Annotated in this window: 11 protein-coding genes and 1 riboswitch; of the genes, 7 read left to right on the top strand and 4 right to left on the bottom strand. The window is 71.6% G+C overall.

What is annotated here, in order from left to right; genetic code table 11:
• Positions 1-415: 415 nt before the first annotated feature.
• Positions 416-1,141 carry a transcriptional regulator gene (locus NUT86_RS31790; RefSeq protein ID WP_229838419.1) on the top strand — a complete coding sequence of 242 codons (726 nt, stop codon included), beginning with the start codon at positions 416-418 and terminating at the stop codon, positions 1,139-1,141.
• Positions 1,142-1,226: 85 nt separating this feature from the next.
• On the opposite strand, the gene NUT86_RS31785 is transcribed toward NUT86_RS31790, so the two are convergent.
• The gene (locus tag NUT86_RS31785; RefSeq protein WP_274738720.1) at positions 1,227-2,768 is read right to left on the bottom strand and encodes a nucleobase:cation symporter-2 family protein; all 1,542 of its coding nucleotides are present in this window, start codon (positions 2,766-2,768) and stop codon (positions 1,227-1,229) included.
• A 389-nt stretch (positions 2,769-3,157) separates the two neighbouring features.
• Here NUT86_RS31785 and NUT86_RS31780 point away from each other — a divergent pair, with 389 nt between their 5' ends.
• From NUT86_RS31780 to NUT86_RS31770, 3 genes are read left to right on the top strand one after another with little or no spacing between them, the layout of a single operon-like run.
• Positions 3,158-5,545: an ABC transporter ATP-binding protein/permease gene (locus tag NUT86_RS31780; RefSeq protein WP_266443429.1), complete on the top strand. Its 2,388-nt coding sequence runs from the start codon at positions 3,158-3,160 to the stop codon at positions 5,543-5,545.
• A 16-nt stretch (positions 5,546-5,561) separates the two neighbouring features.
• Positions 5,562-6,302: a hypothetical protein gene (locus tag NUT86_RS31775; protein WP_018089014.1), complete on the top strand. Its 741-nt coding sequence runs from the start codon at positions 5,562-5,564 to the stop codon at positions 6,300-6,302.
• Positions 6,299-7,336 (top strand): serine/threonine-protein kinase, encoded by a 1,038-nt coding sequence (locus NUT86_RS31770; RefSeq protein ID WP_093648570.1) that lies wholly within the window; start codon positions 6,299-6,301, stop codon positions 7,334-7,336. The genes NUT86_RS31775 and NUT86_RS31770 overlap by 4 nt, the downstream gene beginning before the upstream one ends.
• Before the next feature lie 13 nt (positions 7,337-7,349).
• Here the strand turns inward: NUT86_RS31770 and NUT86_RS31765 are convergent, their stop codons facing one another.
• Entirely contained in the window at positions 7,350-8,663 is a 1,314-nt protein-coding gene (locus NUT86_RS31765) for a streptophobe family protein (protein WP_446750792.1), read from the bottom strand.
• 376 nt (positions 8,664-9,039) lie between these two features.
• Here NUT86_RS31765 and NUT86_RS31760 point away from each other — a divergent pair, with 376 nt between their 5' ends.
• Both NUT86_RS31760 and NUT86_RS31755 read left to right on the top strand, forming a co-directional pair.
• Positions 9,040-10,320 carry a DUF6777 domain-containing protein gene (locus tag NUT86_RS31760; protein WP_274738717.1) on the top strand — a complete coding sequence of 427 codons (1,281 nt, stop codon included), beginning with the start codon at positions 9,040-9,042 and terminating at the stop codon, positions 10,318-10,320.
• Between the two features lie 223 nt (positions 10,321-10,543).
• Positions 10,544-11,722, top strand: a complete 1,179-nt coding sequence (locus tag NUT86_RS31755) for a L,D-transpeptidase family protein (protein ID WP_274738715.1) — start codon at positions 10,544-10,546, stop codon at positions 11,720-11,722.
• A gap of 150 nt (positions 11,723-11,872) precedes the next feature.
• On the opposite strand, the gene NUT86_RS31750 is transcribed toward NUT86_RS31755, so the two are convergent.
• Complete coding sequence (locus NUT86_RS31750) at positions 11,873-12,931, bottom strand: aldo/keto reductase (protein ID WP_266443438.1); 1,059 nt, start codon at positions 12,929-12,931, stop codon at positions 11,873-11,875.
• A gap of 185 nt (positions 12,932-13,116) precedes the next feature.
• A riboswitch (cobalamin riboswitch) is annotated at positions 13,117-13,304 on the top strand.
• A gap of 172 nt (positions 13,305-13,476) precedes the next feature.
• Between NUT86_RS31750 and metE the strand changes: the two genes are divergently transcribed.
• Positions 13,477-15,801, top strand: coding sequence for a 5-methyltetrahydropteroyltriglutamate--homocysteine S-methyltransferase (gene metE / locus NUT86_RS31745; protein WP_274738713.1), 2,325 nt, complete (start codon positions 13,477-13,479; stop codon positions 15,799-15,801).
• Between the two features lie 94 nt (positions 15,802-15,895).
• On the opposite strand, the gene lysA is transcribed toward metE, so the two are convergent.
• A complete protein-coding gene (lysA, locus tag NUT86_RS31740; protein WP_274738712.1) occupies positions 15,896-17,224 on the bottom strand; it encodes a diaminopimelate decarboxylase in 1,329 nt (442 codons plus the stop codon).
• Positions 17,225-17,293 lie beyond the last annotated feature (69 nt).

Raw genomic sequence — 17,293 nt, 5'->3', positions numbered from 1 at the left:
TCCCATCCTGATCGGATCGTGGGGGGAGGACCGGATGTCGGTGGTGCCGTCGGCCGGCCCCGCGCGGCGGGGCCCGTCGACAACATCAGCCTCGACGGAGACTGTGACACCACACCTGCTTCTGCGTAACGCTCTCATTACGTCCCGCCGTCCGCACGGTCTCGACGCATGGCTACTGCCCGGTAAGTACCGAGGCATCGGCTATACCCAGTAAGCGAGTTGAGGTGTGAAATCGGACAGATAGCGCACAACTCCCAGCGGCCCGACCGTGCGGCCTCTCCCGCCTTCGAGTCCAAGGGGAACTGGAGATTCGTACCTATCGACCATCTGTTAATCTGCCCGCTCCTGGATGTTCCTCCATGTCGTCTCCCCCCAAGCACCCCTCGTTCGCCGGGTGCAGCGAGGTGCCCCGTACGTGTACAGCACTCCCTTCTCCCCCGCCGAGGCCAGATCCGCGCGGGCCCGGGTGGGCCTGAGTACGGCTCAGGTCGCCCAGGCCATGACGGCGTGCGGCACACCGGTCCGCCCCGAGCTGGTCGAGGCCTGGGAGTACGGCTCCCAGATGCCGACCGAGCCGCAGCTGTTCGTCCTGGCCGATGTCCTGTGGTGCCCGCCGACGGCGCTGATGGGCGTCGAGCCGCGGACCCTGGCCGAGCACCGGATGGCCCGCCAGCTCAGCGTGGAGCGACTGTCACAGCTGATCGGCATGGACCCGGCCCTGTACTGGGCGGCCGAGTCGGCACAGCAGTGGAGCGGCGACTACCGGCAGACCAAGGCGCTGGTGGAGGCGCTGGGGCTGTCGCTGCGGAAGCTGATCGGGGTGATGGGCCGGGACGAGGAGCTGGCCGGGCATCTGCGGGCGGCCATCGACGGGCGCTGGAAGACGCATGTCGGGCCGGTCACCAAGATCACCACGTTGAGCAAGACGCGGGTGGGGGACGCGCTGCGCACGATGCATGCGGAGTTCGCGGAGTTCTCCGAGCGCTACATGGGGCATGTGGTCGCGCGGAACGACGACTCCCGGCTCAAGGAGGTCGCGGCCGAGCGCTCGGCGTATCTGCGCCGGCTGGTCGACCACTTCTGGGAACTGATCGGGGATGCGGGCGAGGTGCCGCCGTTCAACACCGTGCCCACCCACTGACGCGGGCCGGTGCGGGCACCGGCAAAAGCGGGCGGGGAGGGAACCGGACAACCGGTTCCCTCCCCCCCCGCGGCCGTTGACGGACTCAGTGGCCGGGTATCCCCCAGTCCGGCCCGCCCTGCGGGTGGTGCGGGCCCGGAGGGTTGGGCGGGCCCGGCCGGTGGTGCGCCTGCGGGGCGTACGGCTCCGCCGGACCGTGCGCGCCGAACGGCTCGTGCGCGTCCGCCTGTTCGTCGTCGCCCTCGATCTCGTCCCAGTCGATCTCCATCGTCTTACGGCGCGTGAAGACGTTGAAGAAGAGGTTCAGCAGAACGGCAGTCAGGCTGCCCAGCGTGATCCCGCTGTTGAGGACCGCCCGGACGTCCTCCGGCATCCGCGCGAAGAACGGCTCGACCGCGTTGGGAAGGAGTGCCGCGGCGAGGCTGACCGCGAGGATCAGGGCGTTGCGCTCCTCGCGCAGATCCACCTTGCCGAGGATCTGGATACCGACCGCGGCGACCATGCCGAACATCGCGATCGCGGCACCGCCGAGCACCGGATGCGGAATGGCGGCCACCACACTGCCCGCCTTCGGCAGCAACCCCATCACAATCATGAAGCCGCCGGCCGCGACCACCACGAACCGGCTCATGACCTTCGACATCCGCACCAGGCCGATGTTCTCGGCAAAGGCCACGTAGGGGAAGGAGTTGAAAACACCGCCGAGGACGGTGGCGACACCATCGGCGCGCAGCGCATTGGCGACGGTGGCGTTGTCGACCTTTTTACGGGTGATCTCCCCGATGGCGTACACGTCTCCGGTGGTCTCCACCATGGTGATCAGCATGACGACGACCATGGCGATGATCGGGAACAGCTCGAACTTCGGCATTCCGTAGTGAAAGGGCGTGCTGACGCCGAACCAGTCGGCAGTCTTGACCCCGCCGAAGTCCACATCGCCGAGGAGCCAGGCGACGGCGGTACCGGCGACCAGGCCGAGCAGGACGGCGAGGCTGCTCAGGATCGGCTTCCCGAGCCGGACGACGAGCAGGATGAAGAGCAGGGTGCCCAGCGCGTAGGCGAGGTTCTTGGGATCGCCGTATCCGGGGTGTCCGATCAATTGCGCACCGCCGGCCGCGTCCTTGAGGCCCTGCGGGATCAGGGTGAGGCCGATGACGGTGAGGATCGTGCCGATGACGATCGGCGGGAAGTACTTCACCAGCTTGCTGAAGAAGGGCGCGAAGAGGAAGGTCGCTATGCCCGCGGTGATCACCGCGCCGTAGACGACGAGCAGCCCGGCGGTGCCGCCGCCCGCGCCCAGCCCGATGGCGATCATCGGGGAGACCGCGGTGAAGGTGACACCCTGGACCAGCGGCAGCCTGGCGCCGATCTTCCAGACGCCGAGAGCCTGGATGATCGAGGCGACACCGCAGGTCAGCAGGTCCGCGTTGATCAGATAGACGAGCTCCTCGCGGGAGAGACCCAGGGCGTTCCCGAGGACGATCGGGACGATCACCGCTCCCGCGTAGAACGCGAGGACGTGCTGGAAACCGTAGAGGGTGAGTTTGCCGACGGGGAGTACCTCGTCGACGGGGTGAGCCCGCTGCCGGGAGAACTGCTCGGGGTCGTGTCGGGAGACTCGTGCCATCTCTGCCTTGCCTTCGGGAGGTAGGTGAATAAGAAGGGACCGGCCCGTCGTGTCCCGGAGGACGGACGGACCGGCTGGGTCTTACAAAGCCGACGTTCAGCGGTGTTACCGACACCACGTAGCCCTGCACTGCACTGTGCGTCCTGGGTTCCACAGGACTTCTTTCGACCAGTGCAGCAAATTCCGGCATTTCCATGGAATTTGCAGGTGGGACCAATCGGAGCGTTCACCCTAGTTGACCTGTGCCGTTTCTCGCGAGTAACCGGTCGTATTCGCTCGTATAAAGGGTGATCATGACCCGAAATGCCGTTTTGAGAAGGGGACTTTGTGTGCCGCGGGCGCTGCCGCGCCGACAGGCGGAGCCCGGCTCGCGGCCGTAGCATTTTGGTATGGCTGAGCGGCAGGATGCGCCCACCGCGCCGGAACTCGTCATCGAGTCCGACGGCAGCACCCAGGTGATGAGCCCCAGCCGCGTCTACCACGTCGGGCGGGACCCCGCATGTGAACTCGTGCTGCACGACGCCCGGGTTTCCTGGCATCACGCGGTGCTGCGCACCAAGTCGGGCCACTGGACGGTGGAGGACGAGGGCAGCACCAACGGCACCTTCGCCGACGGACGGCGGGTCCAGGAGACCGGTATCGGGCCGGGCAGTGTGATCCGGTTCGGCAACCCCGCGGACGGTCCGTGTGCGGTGCTCTCCAGGGTGTCACCACCGCCGGCGCCGCCTGCCGCTCCGGAACCGCCCACCCCGCCGGCACCGCCGACCCGCACCGAGCGGCCCTCCGCCGTCTCGCATCCGGCCGGCACGCACACCTTCCGCCAACCCAGCTCCGTACGGCCGCTGCCGGCCGCCCGGACCACCCGGATCGGCCGCGCCCCCGAGAACGACCTGGTCGTCGACGACCTCTCGGTCTCCCGCCGGCACGCGGAGCTGCGCGCCGGCGCCGAGGGCTTCGAGATCGTCGACCTGGGCAGCCACAACGGCACCTACCTCAACGGCCAGCCGGTGGGCCGGGCCCCGATGATCCCCGGCGATATCGTCGGCATCGGCCACTCCGCGTTCGCCCTGGTCGGCGACGAACTCCAGGAGTTCATCGATACCGGTGAGATCTCGCTGGACGTACAGGACCTGGCCGTACGGGTCGACAACGGCCGGAAGACGCTGATGGAGCAGGTGTCCTTCCCGGTGGGCGAGAAGACACTGCTCGCCGTGGTCGGACCGAGCGGTGCGGGCAAGTCGACGCTGCTGAACGCGCTGACCGGACTGCGCCCCGCGGACGACGGCACAGTGCTCTACGACGGCCGTGACCTTTACCGCGACTACGCCGAGCTGCGCCAGCGCATCGGACTCGTCCCGCAGGACGACATCCTGCATCTGCAGCTGACCGTGCGCCGGGCCCTCGGCTACGCCGCGGAGCTGCGCTTCCCCGAGGACACCGCGAAGGCCGAGCGGCAGGCGCGGGTCGACGAGGTGATCCATGAACTGGGCCTCGACCAGCGGGTGAACCAGCCGATCCACAGCCTCTCGGGCGGCCAGCGCAAGCGCGTGAGCGTGGCCCTGGAGCTGCTGACCAAACCGTCGCTGCTCTTCCTCGACGAGCCGACCTCCGGCCTCGACCCCGGGATGGACCGCTCCGTGATGCACATGCTGCGCGGTCTGGCGGACGACGGCCGTACGGTCATCGTCGTCACCCACAGCGTGCTGAGCCTGGACGTCTGCGACCGGCTGCTGGTCCTGGCACCGGGCGGCACCATCGCCTACTACGGGCCGCCGGGGGAGGCACTGGCCTACTTCGGGTACGAGCAGTGGCCGGAGGCGTTCGAGGCCTTCGAGAACGACAAGGAGCGTGACTGGGCAGGTCAGTTCCGTGCCTCGCCCCAGCACCGGCGCTATGTCGCCGCGGACTCCCATCAGCCGCCGCACGCCCCCGAGGCCCCGGCGGGCCCGGTGGCCGCGCCGAAGGCACAGAGCTGGGGCAAACAGCTGCACACCCTGGTCCGGCGCTATGCGGCGGCGCTGACCGCCGACCGGACCTTCCTGATCATCATGGTCGCGCTGCCGTTCGTGATGGGCGCGATGGCGCACGCCCTGGCCGGGTCCGCACTCACCCAGGACTCGGCGGTCAACGCGCTGCTGATCCTGTGCGTCGGTGCGGTGCTGACCGGCGCCGCCAACGCGGTACGGGAGCTGGTCAAGGAGCGGACCATCTATCAGCGGGAGAGAGCCGTCGGCCTGTCCCGCTCGGCGTATCTGATGTCCAAGGTGCTGGTGCTGGGCCTGATCACGGTCGTCCAGGCCGTGGTGCTGACCCTGGTGGCGCTGATCGGCGTCAAGCTGAACGCGCCGGGCGGCAAAGGGGTGTTGATGCCACCGCTGATCGAAATCACGCTTGCTGTGGCGCTGTTGGCGTTCACCGCCATGATGCTCGGCCTGTTCGTTTCCGCGCTGGTGCGGAAGGAAGAGGTCACCATGCCGCTGCTGGTCCTGCTCGCGATCATCCAGGTCGTGTTCTGCGGTGCGCTGCTCAAACTGAACGGTGTGCTGGTGCTGGAGCAGCTGGCATGGCTGGTGCCGTCGCGGTGGGGGCTCGGGGCCATGGCGGGCACCATCGATCTGCACCACATCATGCCGCAGGGGACCGCGGACCCGCTGTTCCAGCACAAACCCGGGACCTGGCTGCTGAACATGGGCATGATGCTCGTGCTCTCCCTGCTGCTCGGATTCGTGGTCGTCAAGCTGCTGCGGCGGCACGAGCCCGAGATCATGCGCAAGTAGCGCCGTGGAGCCGCCTGTGACCTCGCCGGAATTCCTCCCCAGCCATGTCGTCCCCCCGGAGGGTATGGCGACCTGGTCGGCCCCCGACACCACCCGGCCGTCCGCACCGCTCGACCCCCTGCTGCCGGTCCAGATCATCGACCGCCGCGGCGACTGGGCACGGGCGCTGTGCTCCAACGGCTGGTCGGCGTGGGTCGACGGCCGGCTGCTGCTGGCCGTGCCGCGCGAACCGCCGGCCGCCGCGCAGCCCGGCGCCCGGACCGCGGACCCCCGTCCGCTGCTGGGCGCCGCGGAGGGCGAACTGATCCGGTACCGCAAGCTGATCGAGGAGCTGGCCGCCGGGCAGCTGGACGGCGAGTCCTTCGCCCGGCGCACCCGCGGCACCCGGCTGGGAGTCGTCGTGGACGGCGACGCGGTCTGGCTCTACGACGCACGGCACGAGCGCTGGTGCTACTGCGACGGGGTGTCGCTGCAGACGTACGCGGTGACGGCGGGGCCCTCATCGCGGTCCGGGGAGCGGGAAGGGGCCGGAGCGGGCCCGGAGGCACCGGACGAGCCGGGACCGGCGGCGGATCCGCCGGCTTCCTCGGGCGCCGGAGCCCCCGGACGGGAGCCGGGCCCCCCGGCCCCGGATCCCACGGCGTCGGGCCCCCCGGACGGGCCGTCGGCACCGCCCCCGGACCCCGACCGGACCCGCGCGCTCCACCCCGGCGAGCCGCCGCCCCCTCCGCCGAACCCCGTGGGTGAGATCCGGTGAACGGAGGGCCGGGCCGGCCTCATGAGCGCTCCACCGCTCCCGACTCCTCCGGGCTGCGCGGGCGGCGGATCGCCGAGTATCTGCTGCAGGAGGAGATCGGCCGGGGCGGGATGGCGGTGGTCTACCGCGCGGAGGACCTGCGGCTCGGCCGCACCGTGGCGGTGAAGCTGCTGGCGCCCGAGCTCGCCCGGAACGACACCTTCCGGCAGCGCTTCGCCCATGAGTCGCGGGTCGCCGCGGCGATCGACCACCCGCACATCGTGCCGGTCTTCGAGGCCGGGGAGACCGAAGGCGTGCTCTTCATCGCGATGATGTACGTCCGGGGGCGGGATCTGCGGGCCCTGCTCGACCGCGAGGGACCGCTGCCGCTGGAGACCGCCTGCCGGATCGCCCTCCAGGTGGCCTCCGCGCTGGACGCCGCCCATGCGCACGACCTGGTGCACCGGGACGTCAAACCGGGCAACATCCTGATCGCCGCCGGCACCGACAGCGACCGCCCCGAGCACGCCTACCTCACCGACTTCGGCCTGACGAAGAAGTCCCTGTCGCTGACCGGGTTCACCAGCGTCGGCCAGTTCGTCGGCACGCTGGACTATGTGGCGCCCGAGCAGATCTCCGGCCGCCCGGTGGACGGCCGCTGCGATGTCTACAGCCTGGCCTGCGTCCTGTTCGAGATGCTGACGGGGGCGCCGCCGTTCCGCCGCGATGACGACATGGCGCTGCTGTGGGCGCATCAGTACGATCCGCCGCCGGCCATGACGGAGCTGCGGCCGGATCTGCCGGAGGCCGTCGACGCGGTGTTCGAGCAGTCCCTGGCCAAGGCCCCCGAGAACCGCTACGAGACCTGCCGGGGTTTCGTCGCGGCACTGCGCGCGGCGGGACGGGCCACGGCCCCCCGGGTGGCGGCCGGCACCCCCCAGGCGCACCCCAGGACGCAGGTCGACGCCCAGGCGGACCAGGGCGGCCGGCGCAGCGCGGCGCCCCCGCCACCGCCGCGCTGGGCGACCCCGATGTTCCCGGGCCGCGCGGGGTAGGACGGGCAGGCGCTCAGGGCTTCCCCGCCTCGCGCGGCTCCCGTACCTCACCCGGATGCCGTACGCCCCGCGCCAGCAGGCTGCCGAGGAAGCCGAAGACCAGCCCCCACACGAGGCCCGCCCCCACCAGCCGGAGCAGCTGCGGTTCCAGGGTGACCTCGCCGCCCAGGTCGCCGCCGAGGTCGCCGACGCCGATCACGGAGAGCCCGTAGTGGGCGGAGATCCGGGTGAGCAGTCCGACGACGAACAGGGTGACCGCCAGCGCCACGGCCATCTCGACGGCGTGCCGCCAGGCCGGCAGCCGGGCCGGGGAGCGGACCGCCGCGGTGAAGGCGGCGGCGAGCAGCACCACGGCCGCCACCACCACCAGCAGCCAGGCCCGGCGGTCGTGCTCGGCGAGCGCGCCGAGGTCGAGGGTCCGCTGCCCGTGGGTGCGGAGCACCTGGTCGAGGAGGTGCGGCAGGGGCAGCCCCAGGGCCTTGTCGATGTGTCCCACCCAGGCGCCGCCGGTGCCGATGCCCAGCGCCATCCAGGCCAGGTTCGGCAGCCCGAGGAAGATGACGGCGAGGGTCTGGGACGGGTGGTTGTTGGTGATGAGCTCGACGATGCCGGCGATCAGCCCGATCACGGCGTAGACGAGCAGCGTCAGCAGCATCGCGAACGCGGGTGGCCGTACGAATTCCTGGAAGTGCAGCAGCCGGGGCGACAGCGGGGCCCGGCGGGAGACGAGGAAGGTCAGCACGAGCACCGCCAGCACCCACAGCAGCCCGACGCCGAGCGTGGCGGGCACATCGGCGCGGAAGCCCACGGTGGGGGTGGTGCCCAGTTCGGCGCCGAGCTGGTCGGCGAGGTCGTTGCCCACGGAGATCCGGAAGCTGTGCCGGGCGGCGAGCGCGATCAGCAGCAGAAGCACCAGCCAGCACACCGCCGTGCGGGCGATCCGGCCGAGCAGCTCCGGGGTGCCGGCCACCGCCCGGTGGCGCAGCGGCAGCAGGAAGACGACGGCGAGCACCAGCGCTCCGGCGAGCGTGACCGACAGCGGTACGACGTCCAGGGCGGCATCGGCCTCCGCGATGACCCCCGCGTCGCCGGCCACCCCTACCGAGCCGCCGGCCGCGACGACCACGGTGGCCGCGACCACGGACGGGAACGCCCCGCCGGGGAGGTCTGCCGCGCCCGCCGCCCACAGGCCGAGGGCGGCGACCACGATCATGGTGACGAGGCCCGCCAGCGCCGCGCCGAGGGCCTGGACCCAGGCCCGGACGGCGGGCGGTGCGCCATGAGCGCGCACCGGACCCGGGGAACCGGCTGACGCGGGGCCTCGCATCTGGCTCAACCTCTCTTCTGCCGGTCGCGGGACCGCGGTACCCACGGTCCGCCCGGGATGGACTCCTGCCCCGGCGGGTGACGGAAGCTGCTCTCCCCTCCCGCGGAACACGCAATTCCGTGCATCTGGCGCAGGGACGGCATGCACGCACCACCGTAAGCACCGACGTGCCGCCCCGCTTGCGGACGGCGCCGCTCCCGGACACACAATGTCCTTGACCTAGACAAAACGGGCAAAATTCGCATCGCCGGATGGCCCACACGCGCCGGAAGAGGCACCCGTGACATCTCCCCCGCCGCCTGACAGTCACCCGACAGGACCGCCGTCGGGCCCGCTCTCCGGTACGCCGTCCAGCCCCGGGCACGAGCCGACACAGGTGGGCTCGTGGCCGGGGCAGGCGCAGCCGGAGGAGCCCACCGCGCCGGGCTACCGCCCTCCGCCGGGCGGTCCCGGCGAAGGCGGCGGAGGCGGCGGGGGCGGCGGCGGTGGGGGCGGTCGCGCCGGCGGGGGTGCCGGAGCCGGCGGGCCCTGGTGGCGGTCCGCGCCGCGGGTCGCGATCATCGCGGCCGTCGTGGTCGTGGCCGTGATCCTCATCGTCGTCCTCACCCGTCCGGGGGGCGGCACCAGCGAGGTGTTCGCCGAACCGGCCGCCTCCACCGGCCAGGACCCGGTCACCAAGTCGTCGGCCAACGACTCCTCCCCGACCGCGTCCGCCACGCCCAGAAAGCCGTCCGGCAGAGGGAACAGCGAGTTCTCGGGTGCGACGCCCGGTCTCTACGGCGGCACCCAGAACAGCGCGAGCTGTGATGTCGAGAAGCAGATCACCTATCTGATGGAGGCGCCCGCGAAGAACCGGGCGTTCGCCGGGGTCCTGGGCAAGCAACCGGGCGACGTCCCGTCCTATCTGCGGTCGCTGACGCCCGTTCAGCTGGCCTATGACACCCGGGTCACCAACCACGGTTTCAAGGACGGCAAGGCCACCACCTTCCAGTCGGTCCTGCAGGCCGGCACCGCGGTCATGGTCGACTCGTACGGGGTGCCACGGGTGCGCTGCAAGTGCGGTAACCCGCTGACGCCGCCGACGGCGCTCAAGGGAGACGTGAAGACGGTCGGCACCAAGTGGCCCGGCTACCAGTCCTCGAACGCGGTCGTCGTCAGGCCCTCGAAGGCCAAGATCAAGGAATTCACCCTGCGCAACCCGAAGACGGGCAAGTGGTTCAAGCGGCCCGAGGGCACCACCGGCGGCGAGGACCGTCCGACGAGCCCGCCGGCCGAGACCCCCAGCGGGCCCGCCTCGTCCCAGCCCCCGCCGGGCCAGTCGCCCGGCGAGACCAGCCCCGGGTCCACCGAACAGCCCACCGGGGGCACCGACACCTCGCCGTCGGAGACCGGCGGGACGGGGTCCCCCGGCGGCGGGACCGACACGTCCCCCACCGGTGGTGACACCTCGCCGGACGGCGGAACGACCGGCGAGACCACCGGGACCGCCACCGGCGAGAACACCACCGGGACCTCGACCGGTGAGAACACCACCGGGACCGCCACCGGCGACAACACCGCCGGGACCACCGCCGGCAACACGACCGGCGACCACTCCACCGGCAATCAGTCGGCCCAGGGCGGGTCCCCGGGCGGCGGCTCACCGCCGTCCACCTGACGAGGGCGGCAGCAGGTGCATGCGGCGGGCGGCCGGGAGGGCCGCCCGCCGCTTTTTCACGCCCCGATATCGAACTGTGTCCTATTCAACCCATGCACGGGACAACCACTTCAGCGGACAGACCCTCTGCTTATGCGGCGGGTGCATTGGCGGCCCCTGACGGCGACCCCCTCACGGGGCCGGGCCCCGCCACTGACAGTTGTTCTGCTTTGGAGGGATCCCCGTGCACGCCGGACCACGTCGCCACTCCGCCCGGTTGCTACCCGCCCTGACCGCGGCAGCCGCGCTGCTGACCGCGTGCGGGCCCGGTGGCGACGCATCGAAGGCCGACCAGCCCGCTGCCAAAGTAACCGTCACGCCGGCCGCCGGGAACGCCCCGGCCAAGCTCGGCTCGGAAATATCCGTACGGGCCGAGGGCGGCAAGCTCACCTCGGTCGAGGTCGAGAACAACAAGGGCGGCAAGGTCTCCGGACGGCTCTCCGGTGACGGCGCGTCATGGAACTCGGACGGCAAGGTCATGCCGGAGACCACGTACACCGTGCGGACGAAGGCCAAGTCCGACGGGGGCAAGGAGTCCTCGGAAACCTCGAAGTTCACCACGGAGAAGGCCGGCAAGGTCAACAAGCTCACCAACACCCCGTCCGGCGGGCAGACCGTGGGCACCGGCATGCCGGTCTCGATCCTCTTCGACAACCCGATAGCCAAGGACCGGCAGGCCGAGATAGAGAAGGCGCTGAAGGTCACCACCCAGCCGAAGGTCGAGGGCTCCTGGGGCTGGGTCAAGGACTACTCCGGCAAGGACCGCATCGACTGGCGGCCCAAGGACTACTGGCCGTCCGGCACCAAGGTCTCCGTGAAGGGCGCACTGTCCGGCATCAACTCCGGTGACGGCGGCTGGTTCGCCCGGGACTACGACTTCTCCTTCAACATCGGCGCCGACCACAAGGCCGTCATCGATGTCCCCTCGCACACGATGACCATGTACGAGAACGGCAAGAGCGTCGGCAGCATCCGCGGCTCCGCCGGTTCCCCGCAGGACCCGACCCGCGGCGGCGTGCACACCGTGCGCAGCAAGAACGCGGCCGAGACGATGGACTCCTCCACCATCGGCCATGGCGACGAGTGGAGCCTGGACTCCAAGTGGGTCACCCACCTCACCGCGTCCGGGACCTTCCTGCACTCCGCCCCGTGGAACAAGTCCATCGGTGTGGAGAACAACAGCCACGGCTGCTTCGGCATGACGACCTCGGACGCCAAGAGGGCCTACGACTTCCTGACGATCGGCTCCACCGTCGAGGTCAAGAACACCAGCAACACCAACAAGACCGACGTCGGCAACGGCCTGGAGGTCTGGCAGGAGAGCTGGGAGCAGTGGAAGCAGCGCAGCGCGCTGACGCACTGACCCGGCGGGCGCCCCTCCGCGGGGCCCGCGGCTGCGGATGACCAGCAGCCAAGAGACCACCGAACGCCGCCGCCCGGCCCCCAGGGGTGGCGGCGTTCGGCGTACCGGGCGAACCCGGCAGGCGGCGGGCGCCCGTGGCGCGGCGTCCGGTCAGCGGATCTCGCTCGCCGTACGGCGGTAGGTGGAGCGCCGGTCGTCGATCTCGGCCCAGCGGTCGCCGTAGACGTTCTCGATGATGCCCGGCTCCCGCAGGAAGTCGTGGGGGAAGCCCAGTGGCACCGCGCTGGTCCGGTCGAGCCGGGCCAGCGCGTCGGCGTCCAGCGTGATGCCGACGGCGCCGAGGTTGTCGAGGAGCTGGCTCTCCTTGGTGGCAGCGATGATCGGGATGATGTTGCCGGGCCGGCTGCGCAGCCACGCCAGGGCCACCTGCGCGGGGCTCCAGCCGCCCTGCTCGGCGATCTCCAGCACCGCGGTGACGGTCTCCTCCTCGTTGTGGTCCCGCACGGTGCCCGCGTCGACGGTGTCCAGCCGGCCCGTCTCGCCGCGGCGGTACTTTCCGGTGAGCTTGCCGGCCGCGAGCGGCGCCCAGGCCAGCACGGCCAGATCGAAGGCGCGGGCCTGCGGCAGCAGTTCGCGCTCCGGCGTCCGCTCCAGCAGGTTGTAGCGCAGCTGCGAGCCCGCGAAGGCGGTCCAGCCGCGCAGCTCGGCAAGGGTGTTGGCCTGCGCGATCTCCCAGGCGGGCCAGTCGGAGACGCCGATGTAGAGCACCTTTCCCGAGCGCACCACGTCGTCGAGTGCCCGCATCACCTCCTCCACGGGAGTGAAGTTGTCCCGTGCGTGCACCCACAGCACATCGAGGTGGTCGGTGCGCAGCCGGTCCAGGCTCGCCTCCACCGACCGGACCAGGTTCTTGCGGTGGTTGCCCGCCGCGTTCACCTCCCCCTTGCGGGTCGCGCAGGTGTACTTGCTGGCCAGGACGAAGCGGTCCCGGCGGCCTTCGAGCAGCTCACCGAGGATTCGCTCGGAGGTGCCGCCGGTGTAGTTGTTGGCGGTGTCGATGAAGTTGCCGCCCGCCTCCGCGTAGGCGTCCAGGATCCGGCCGCTGGTGTCCTTGGGGGCGCCCCAGCCCCAGTCGTCGCCGATGGTCATGGCGCCCAGACTCAGCTCGCTCACCCGCAGACCGGTCCTGCCGAACAGTGTGTAGCGCACGGTGTTCCCTTCGCTCAGCGACAGCTGCAGATCGTGCGCCCACGCTAGGAGCTGGAGCGCACTCCAGGGCAAGCGACGGCGCCGCGGGCGGGGCCGCGCGGCGTCCCGGCGGTGGCCCATGTCACCCGCGGGAGCCCCGGCCCCGGTGTCCGATCCGGGCGCCAGCGCCTAGGGTGGCCGGTGCAACTGGTTCGCCCTGCCCGCCAGGCAGGCGCGTCGCAAGAGGGAACCCGGTGGAAATCCGGGACTGCCCCGCAGCGGTGAGTGGGAACGACCGCCGTCATACGCACTGGGCCCGGCCGGGTCTGGGAAGCGACGGCCAGTAGATGTCCGCCTTCGGCGGACGTGCCCGCGAGTCCGAAGACCTGCCAGTGCCCCCGCGCCACCGGTGTGCGGGGTGATCTCGGTGACCTCGAGGGCGGGTCGGCGGACACATCGGGCGGGCACGGCCGGCGGCAGAGCGCCGGGGCCCGCCAGGTTTGCCGTCCCTTCGCGTCCTCGACCCTCCCGGGGTCCATGGAGACACACTCGCGAAGGAGAGTTCCGTGACCAGCAGGTCCGCAGCCGCGGCAGCACGAGCGACCGTGCACGGCTACCCCCGTCAGGGGCCGAACCGTGAACTGAAGAAGGCCATCGAGGGCTACTGGAAGGGCCGGGTCGGCGCCGACGCCCTCCGCACCACCGCCGCCGGGCTGCGCCGCGACAACTGGCAGCAGCTCGCCGGGGCCGGCGTCCACGAGGTGCCGACCGGCGACTTCTCGTACTACGACCACGTCCTGGACACCAGCGTGATGGTCGGCGCGATCCCGGCCCGGCACCGCGCCGCGGTGGCCGCCGACCCCCTGGACGGCTACTTCGCGATGGCCCGCGGCACCCAGGACGTGACGCCGCTGGAAATGACCAAGTGGTTCGACACCAACTACCACTATCTCGTACCGGAGTTGGGGCCGGACACGGTCTTCGCCGCGGACTCCGCCCAGCAGGTCGGCCAGCTGACGGAGGCGCTCGGCCTGGGCCTCGCCGCGCGCCCGGTCCTCGTCGGGCCGGTCACCTACCTCCTGCTGGCCAAGCCCGCGCCCGGCGTCGCGGCCGGCTTCGATCCGCTGACGCTGCTCGACCGGCTGCTGCCCGTCTACGCCGAGGTGCTCGCCGATCTGCGGGCGGCCGGCGCCGACTGGGTGCAGCTGGACGAGCCGGCGCTGGTGCAGGACCGCTCCCCCGCCGTGCTCAACGCGGCGGCCCGCGCCTACCGCGACCTCGGCACACTCACCGACCGCCCGCAGCTGCTGGTCGCCTCGTACTTCGACCGGCTGGGCGAGGCGCTGCCGGTGCTGGCCAAGGCGCCCGTCGAGGGCCTGGCGCTGGACTTCACCGGAGCCGCGGCCGGCAACCTCAAGGTTCTCGCTGCGGTCGGCGGGCTGCCCGGCAAGCGGCTGATCGCCGGCGTCGTCAACGGCCGCAATGTGTGGATCAACCACTACGAGAAGTCGCTGGCCACCCTGGGCACGCTCCTGGGCCTGGCCGGGCGGGTCGATGTGTCGTCCTCCTGCTCACTGCTGCACGTCCCGCTGGACACCGGCGCCGAGCGGGACATCGACCCGCAGATCGCCCGCTGGCTCGCCTTCGCCCGGCAGAAGACCACGGAGATCGTGACGCTGGCGCGCGGGCTGGCGCGGGGCACCGACACCATCGCGGCCGAACTCGCCGCCAACCGCGCGGACCTGTCCTCCCGGGCAGGCTCGGCGCTCACCCATGACCCGGCGGTGCGCTCCCGCGCCGCGGCCGTCACCGACGCCGACGGCCGCCGTTCCCAGCCGTACGCCGAACGTGCCGCCGCCCAGCGCGCGCACCTCGGGCTGCCGCTGCTGCCGACCACCACCATCGGTTCGTTCCCGCAGACCGCCGAACTGCGCACCGCCCGCGCCGAGCTGCGGGCCGGGCGGCTCGACGCCGAAGGGTACAAGGAGCGGATCTCGGCGGAGATCCGCGAGGTCCTCGCCTTCCAGGAGAAGGCCGGTATCGATGTGCTGGTGCACGGTGAGCCGGAACGCAACGACATGGTGCAGTACTTCGCCGAGCAGCTGACCGGCTATCTCGCCACCCAGCACGGCTGGGTGCAGTCCTACGGCACCCGCTATGTCCGGCCGCCGATCCTGGCCGGGGACATCTCCCGCCCCGGACCGATGACCGTGCGCTGGACCCGCTATGCCCAGTCGCTCACCGAGCGGCCGGTCAAGGGCATGCTCACCGGCCCGGTCACCATGCTCGCCTGGTCCTTCGTCCGCGACGACCAGCCGCTGGGCGACACCGCCCGCCAGGTGGCGCTCGCCCTGCGCGACGAGGTGAACGACCTGGAGGCGGCGGGCACTTCGGTCATCCAGGTCGACGAGCCGGCGCTGCGCGAGACGCTGCCGCTGCGCGCCGCCGGCCACGCGGAGTACCTGGCCTGGGCCACCGAGGCCTTCCGGCTCACCACCGGCGGGGTCCGGCCTGACACCCAGATCCACACCCATATGTGCTACGCGGAGTTCGGGGACATCCTCCGGGCCATCGAGCACCTCGACGCCGATGTCATCAGTCTGGAGGCGGCCCGCTCCCATATGCAGGTCGCCTCGGAGCTCGCCACGGCCGGCTATCCGCGCGAGGTGGGGCCCGGTGTCTATGACATCCACTCGCCGCGCGTCCCGGACGTGGCCGAGGCAACGGCCCTTCTGCGCAAGGGACTTGACGCCATTCCGGCGGAGCGGCTGTGGGTCAACCCGGACTGCGGTCTGAAGACCCGCGGCTGGCCCGAGGTACGGGCCGCCCTGGAGAACCTGGTCGCTGCGGCCCGCGAGATCCGCGGCAGCCTGCCCGGCGGGGTCTCCTGACACCCTGAGGGCCGGGGGCCGGGGGCCGGTGCCCGTAGGGGTGCCGGCCCCCGGCCCGGGGCCGCCATACCGGGGCGGGGACGGCGGTGGCCGCTCAGGGCAGGTCACGGCGCATCAGATCCGCGTGGGTCTCGCGCCGTACGACGGGGCGGGAGCGGCCGTCGCGGCAGAAGACGACCGGTGGGCGGCAGGCCGCGTTGTAGTTGTTGGCCAGGGAGTAGGTGTAGGCGCCGGTGACCGGGACGGCGATCAGATCGCCGGGCCTCGGGTCCTGGAGGTGCACGCCCGCGCTGAGCACATCGCCGGACTCGCAGTGCGGGCCGACGACCCGGCAGAGTTCGCCGGGTCCTCCGGAAGTCCCGTGCACCCGGGTGGCGACGGCCGCCTCGAACCGCTGCCCGTACAGGGCCACTTCGAGGTTGTCCCCCATCCCGCCGTCCACGGCGACCATGGTCTCGCCGCCGGCCCGCTTGACCGTCACCACGCGGTAGAGCGAGACCCCCGCCTCCGCCACCATCGACCGGCCGGGCTCGATGATCAGCCGGGCGCCGGCCGGCAGCAGCGCATCGGCCGCGGCGGTCAGCGCGTCCAGGTAGGCCTCGACCGTCGGCGGCCGGTCGTCGTACGTATAGCGGGCCCCCAGCCCGCCGCCGAGGTCGTAGACGGGAAACCGGCCGAGCTCCGCCACCGCCGCGACCGCCCGGACGAACGGCTCGGTGTCGAGGATCTGCGAGCCGATGTGCACATGCAGTCCGTCCAGGCGCAGCCGGGCGCTGCCGCGCAGCCGGGCGATCGCCTCCCGTGCCTGCGGCGGCAGCAGCCCGAACTTCGAGCCGCGCTGGCCGGTGGAGACCGCCTCATGGGTGTCGGGGCGGATGTCGGGGGTGACCCGTACGAGGACGCCCTGGGTCCGGCCGCCGGCGCCGTGGGTGCGGGCCATGAGGTGTTCCAGCCGGTCGATGTCGTCGAAGTTGTCGATGACGACCAGACCGGCACCGGCCTCGACTGCGGCCCGGAGGTACTCCTCCGTCTTGGCGTTGCCGTGCACGATCACCTTGGCCGGGTCGGTGCCCCCGGCGAGCGCGAGCGCCAGTTCACCACCACTGGCGACATCGACGCCGAGGCCTTCCTCGGCGAGCAGCCGGTAGACGGCGGTGCACGGGAAGGCCTTGGAGGCGAAGGCGACCATCGAGTCCGGCCGGCGTGCGGCCAGCCCGTCGGCGTAGCGGCCGGCCCGGTCCCGGAGGGCGCCCTCGTCGATGAGCAGGGCGGGGGTGCCGTGGCGTGCCGCGAGCTCGGTCACCGGGCATCCGCCGATGCGCAGCCCGCCGTCCGGCGCGGTCGTGGTGCCCGGCGGGAACAGCCCGAGCAGGGCGTCACCGGACGGGTGGACCGGCGCTGCGGTGGTGGTCCTGTGGGCCATGGGGTGCTCCTTGCTGGGTCGTACCGGGGGTGCGGGGCGCTCGGCGGGCCCGTCGGCCCCGGCCCGGGA

Origin of the sequence: Streptomyces sp. G7(2002) (genome assembly GCF_028870195.1) — a bacterium.
Lineage (GTDB): Bacteria > Actinomycetota > Actinomycetes > Streptomycetales > Streptomycetaceae > Streptomyces > Streptomyces nigrescens.
The sequence above is the reverse complement of the archived record's forward strand: the minus strand, read 5'-3'. Positions and strand labels throughout refer to the sequence as shown.

Bases quoted from the DNA above. Each gene is read 5' to 3' on its own strand.
- NUT86_RS31785 (WP_274738720.1), bottom strand. From the start codon at position 2,768: ATGGCACGAGTCTCCCGACACGACCCCGAGCAGTTCTCCCGGCAGCGG.
- NUT86_RS31780 (WP_266443429.1), top strand. From the start codon at position 3,158: ATGGCTGAGCGGCAGGATGCGCCCACCGCGCCGGAACTCGTCATCGAG.
- NUT86_RS31765 (WP_446750792.1), bottom strand. From the start codon at position 8,663: ATGCGAGGCCCCGCGTCAGCCGGTTCCCCGGGTCCGGTGCGCGCTCAT.
- lysA (WP_274738712.1), bottom strand. From the start codon at position 17,224: ATGGCCCACAGGACCACCACCGCAGCGCCGGTCCACCCGTCCGGTGAC.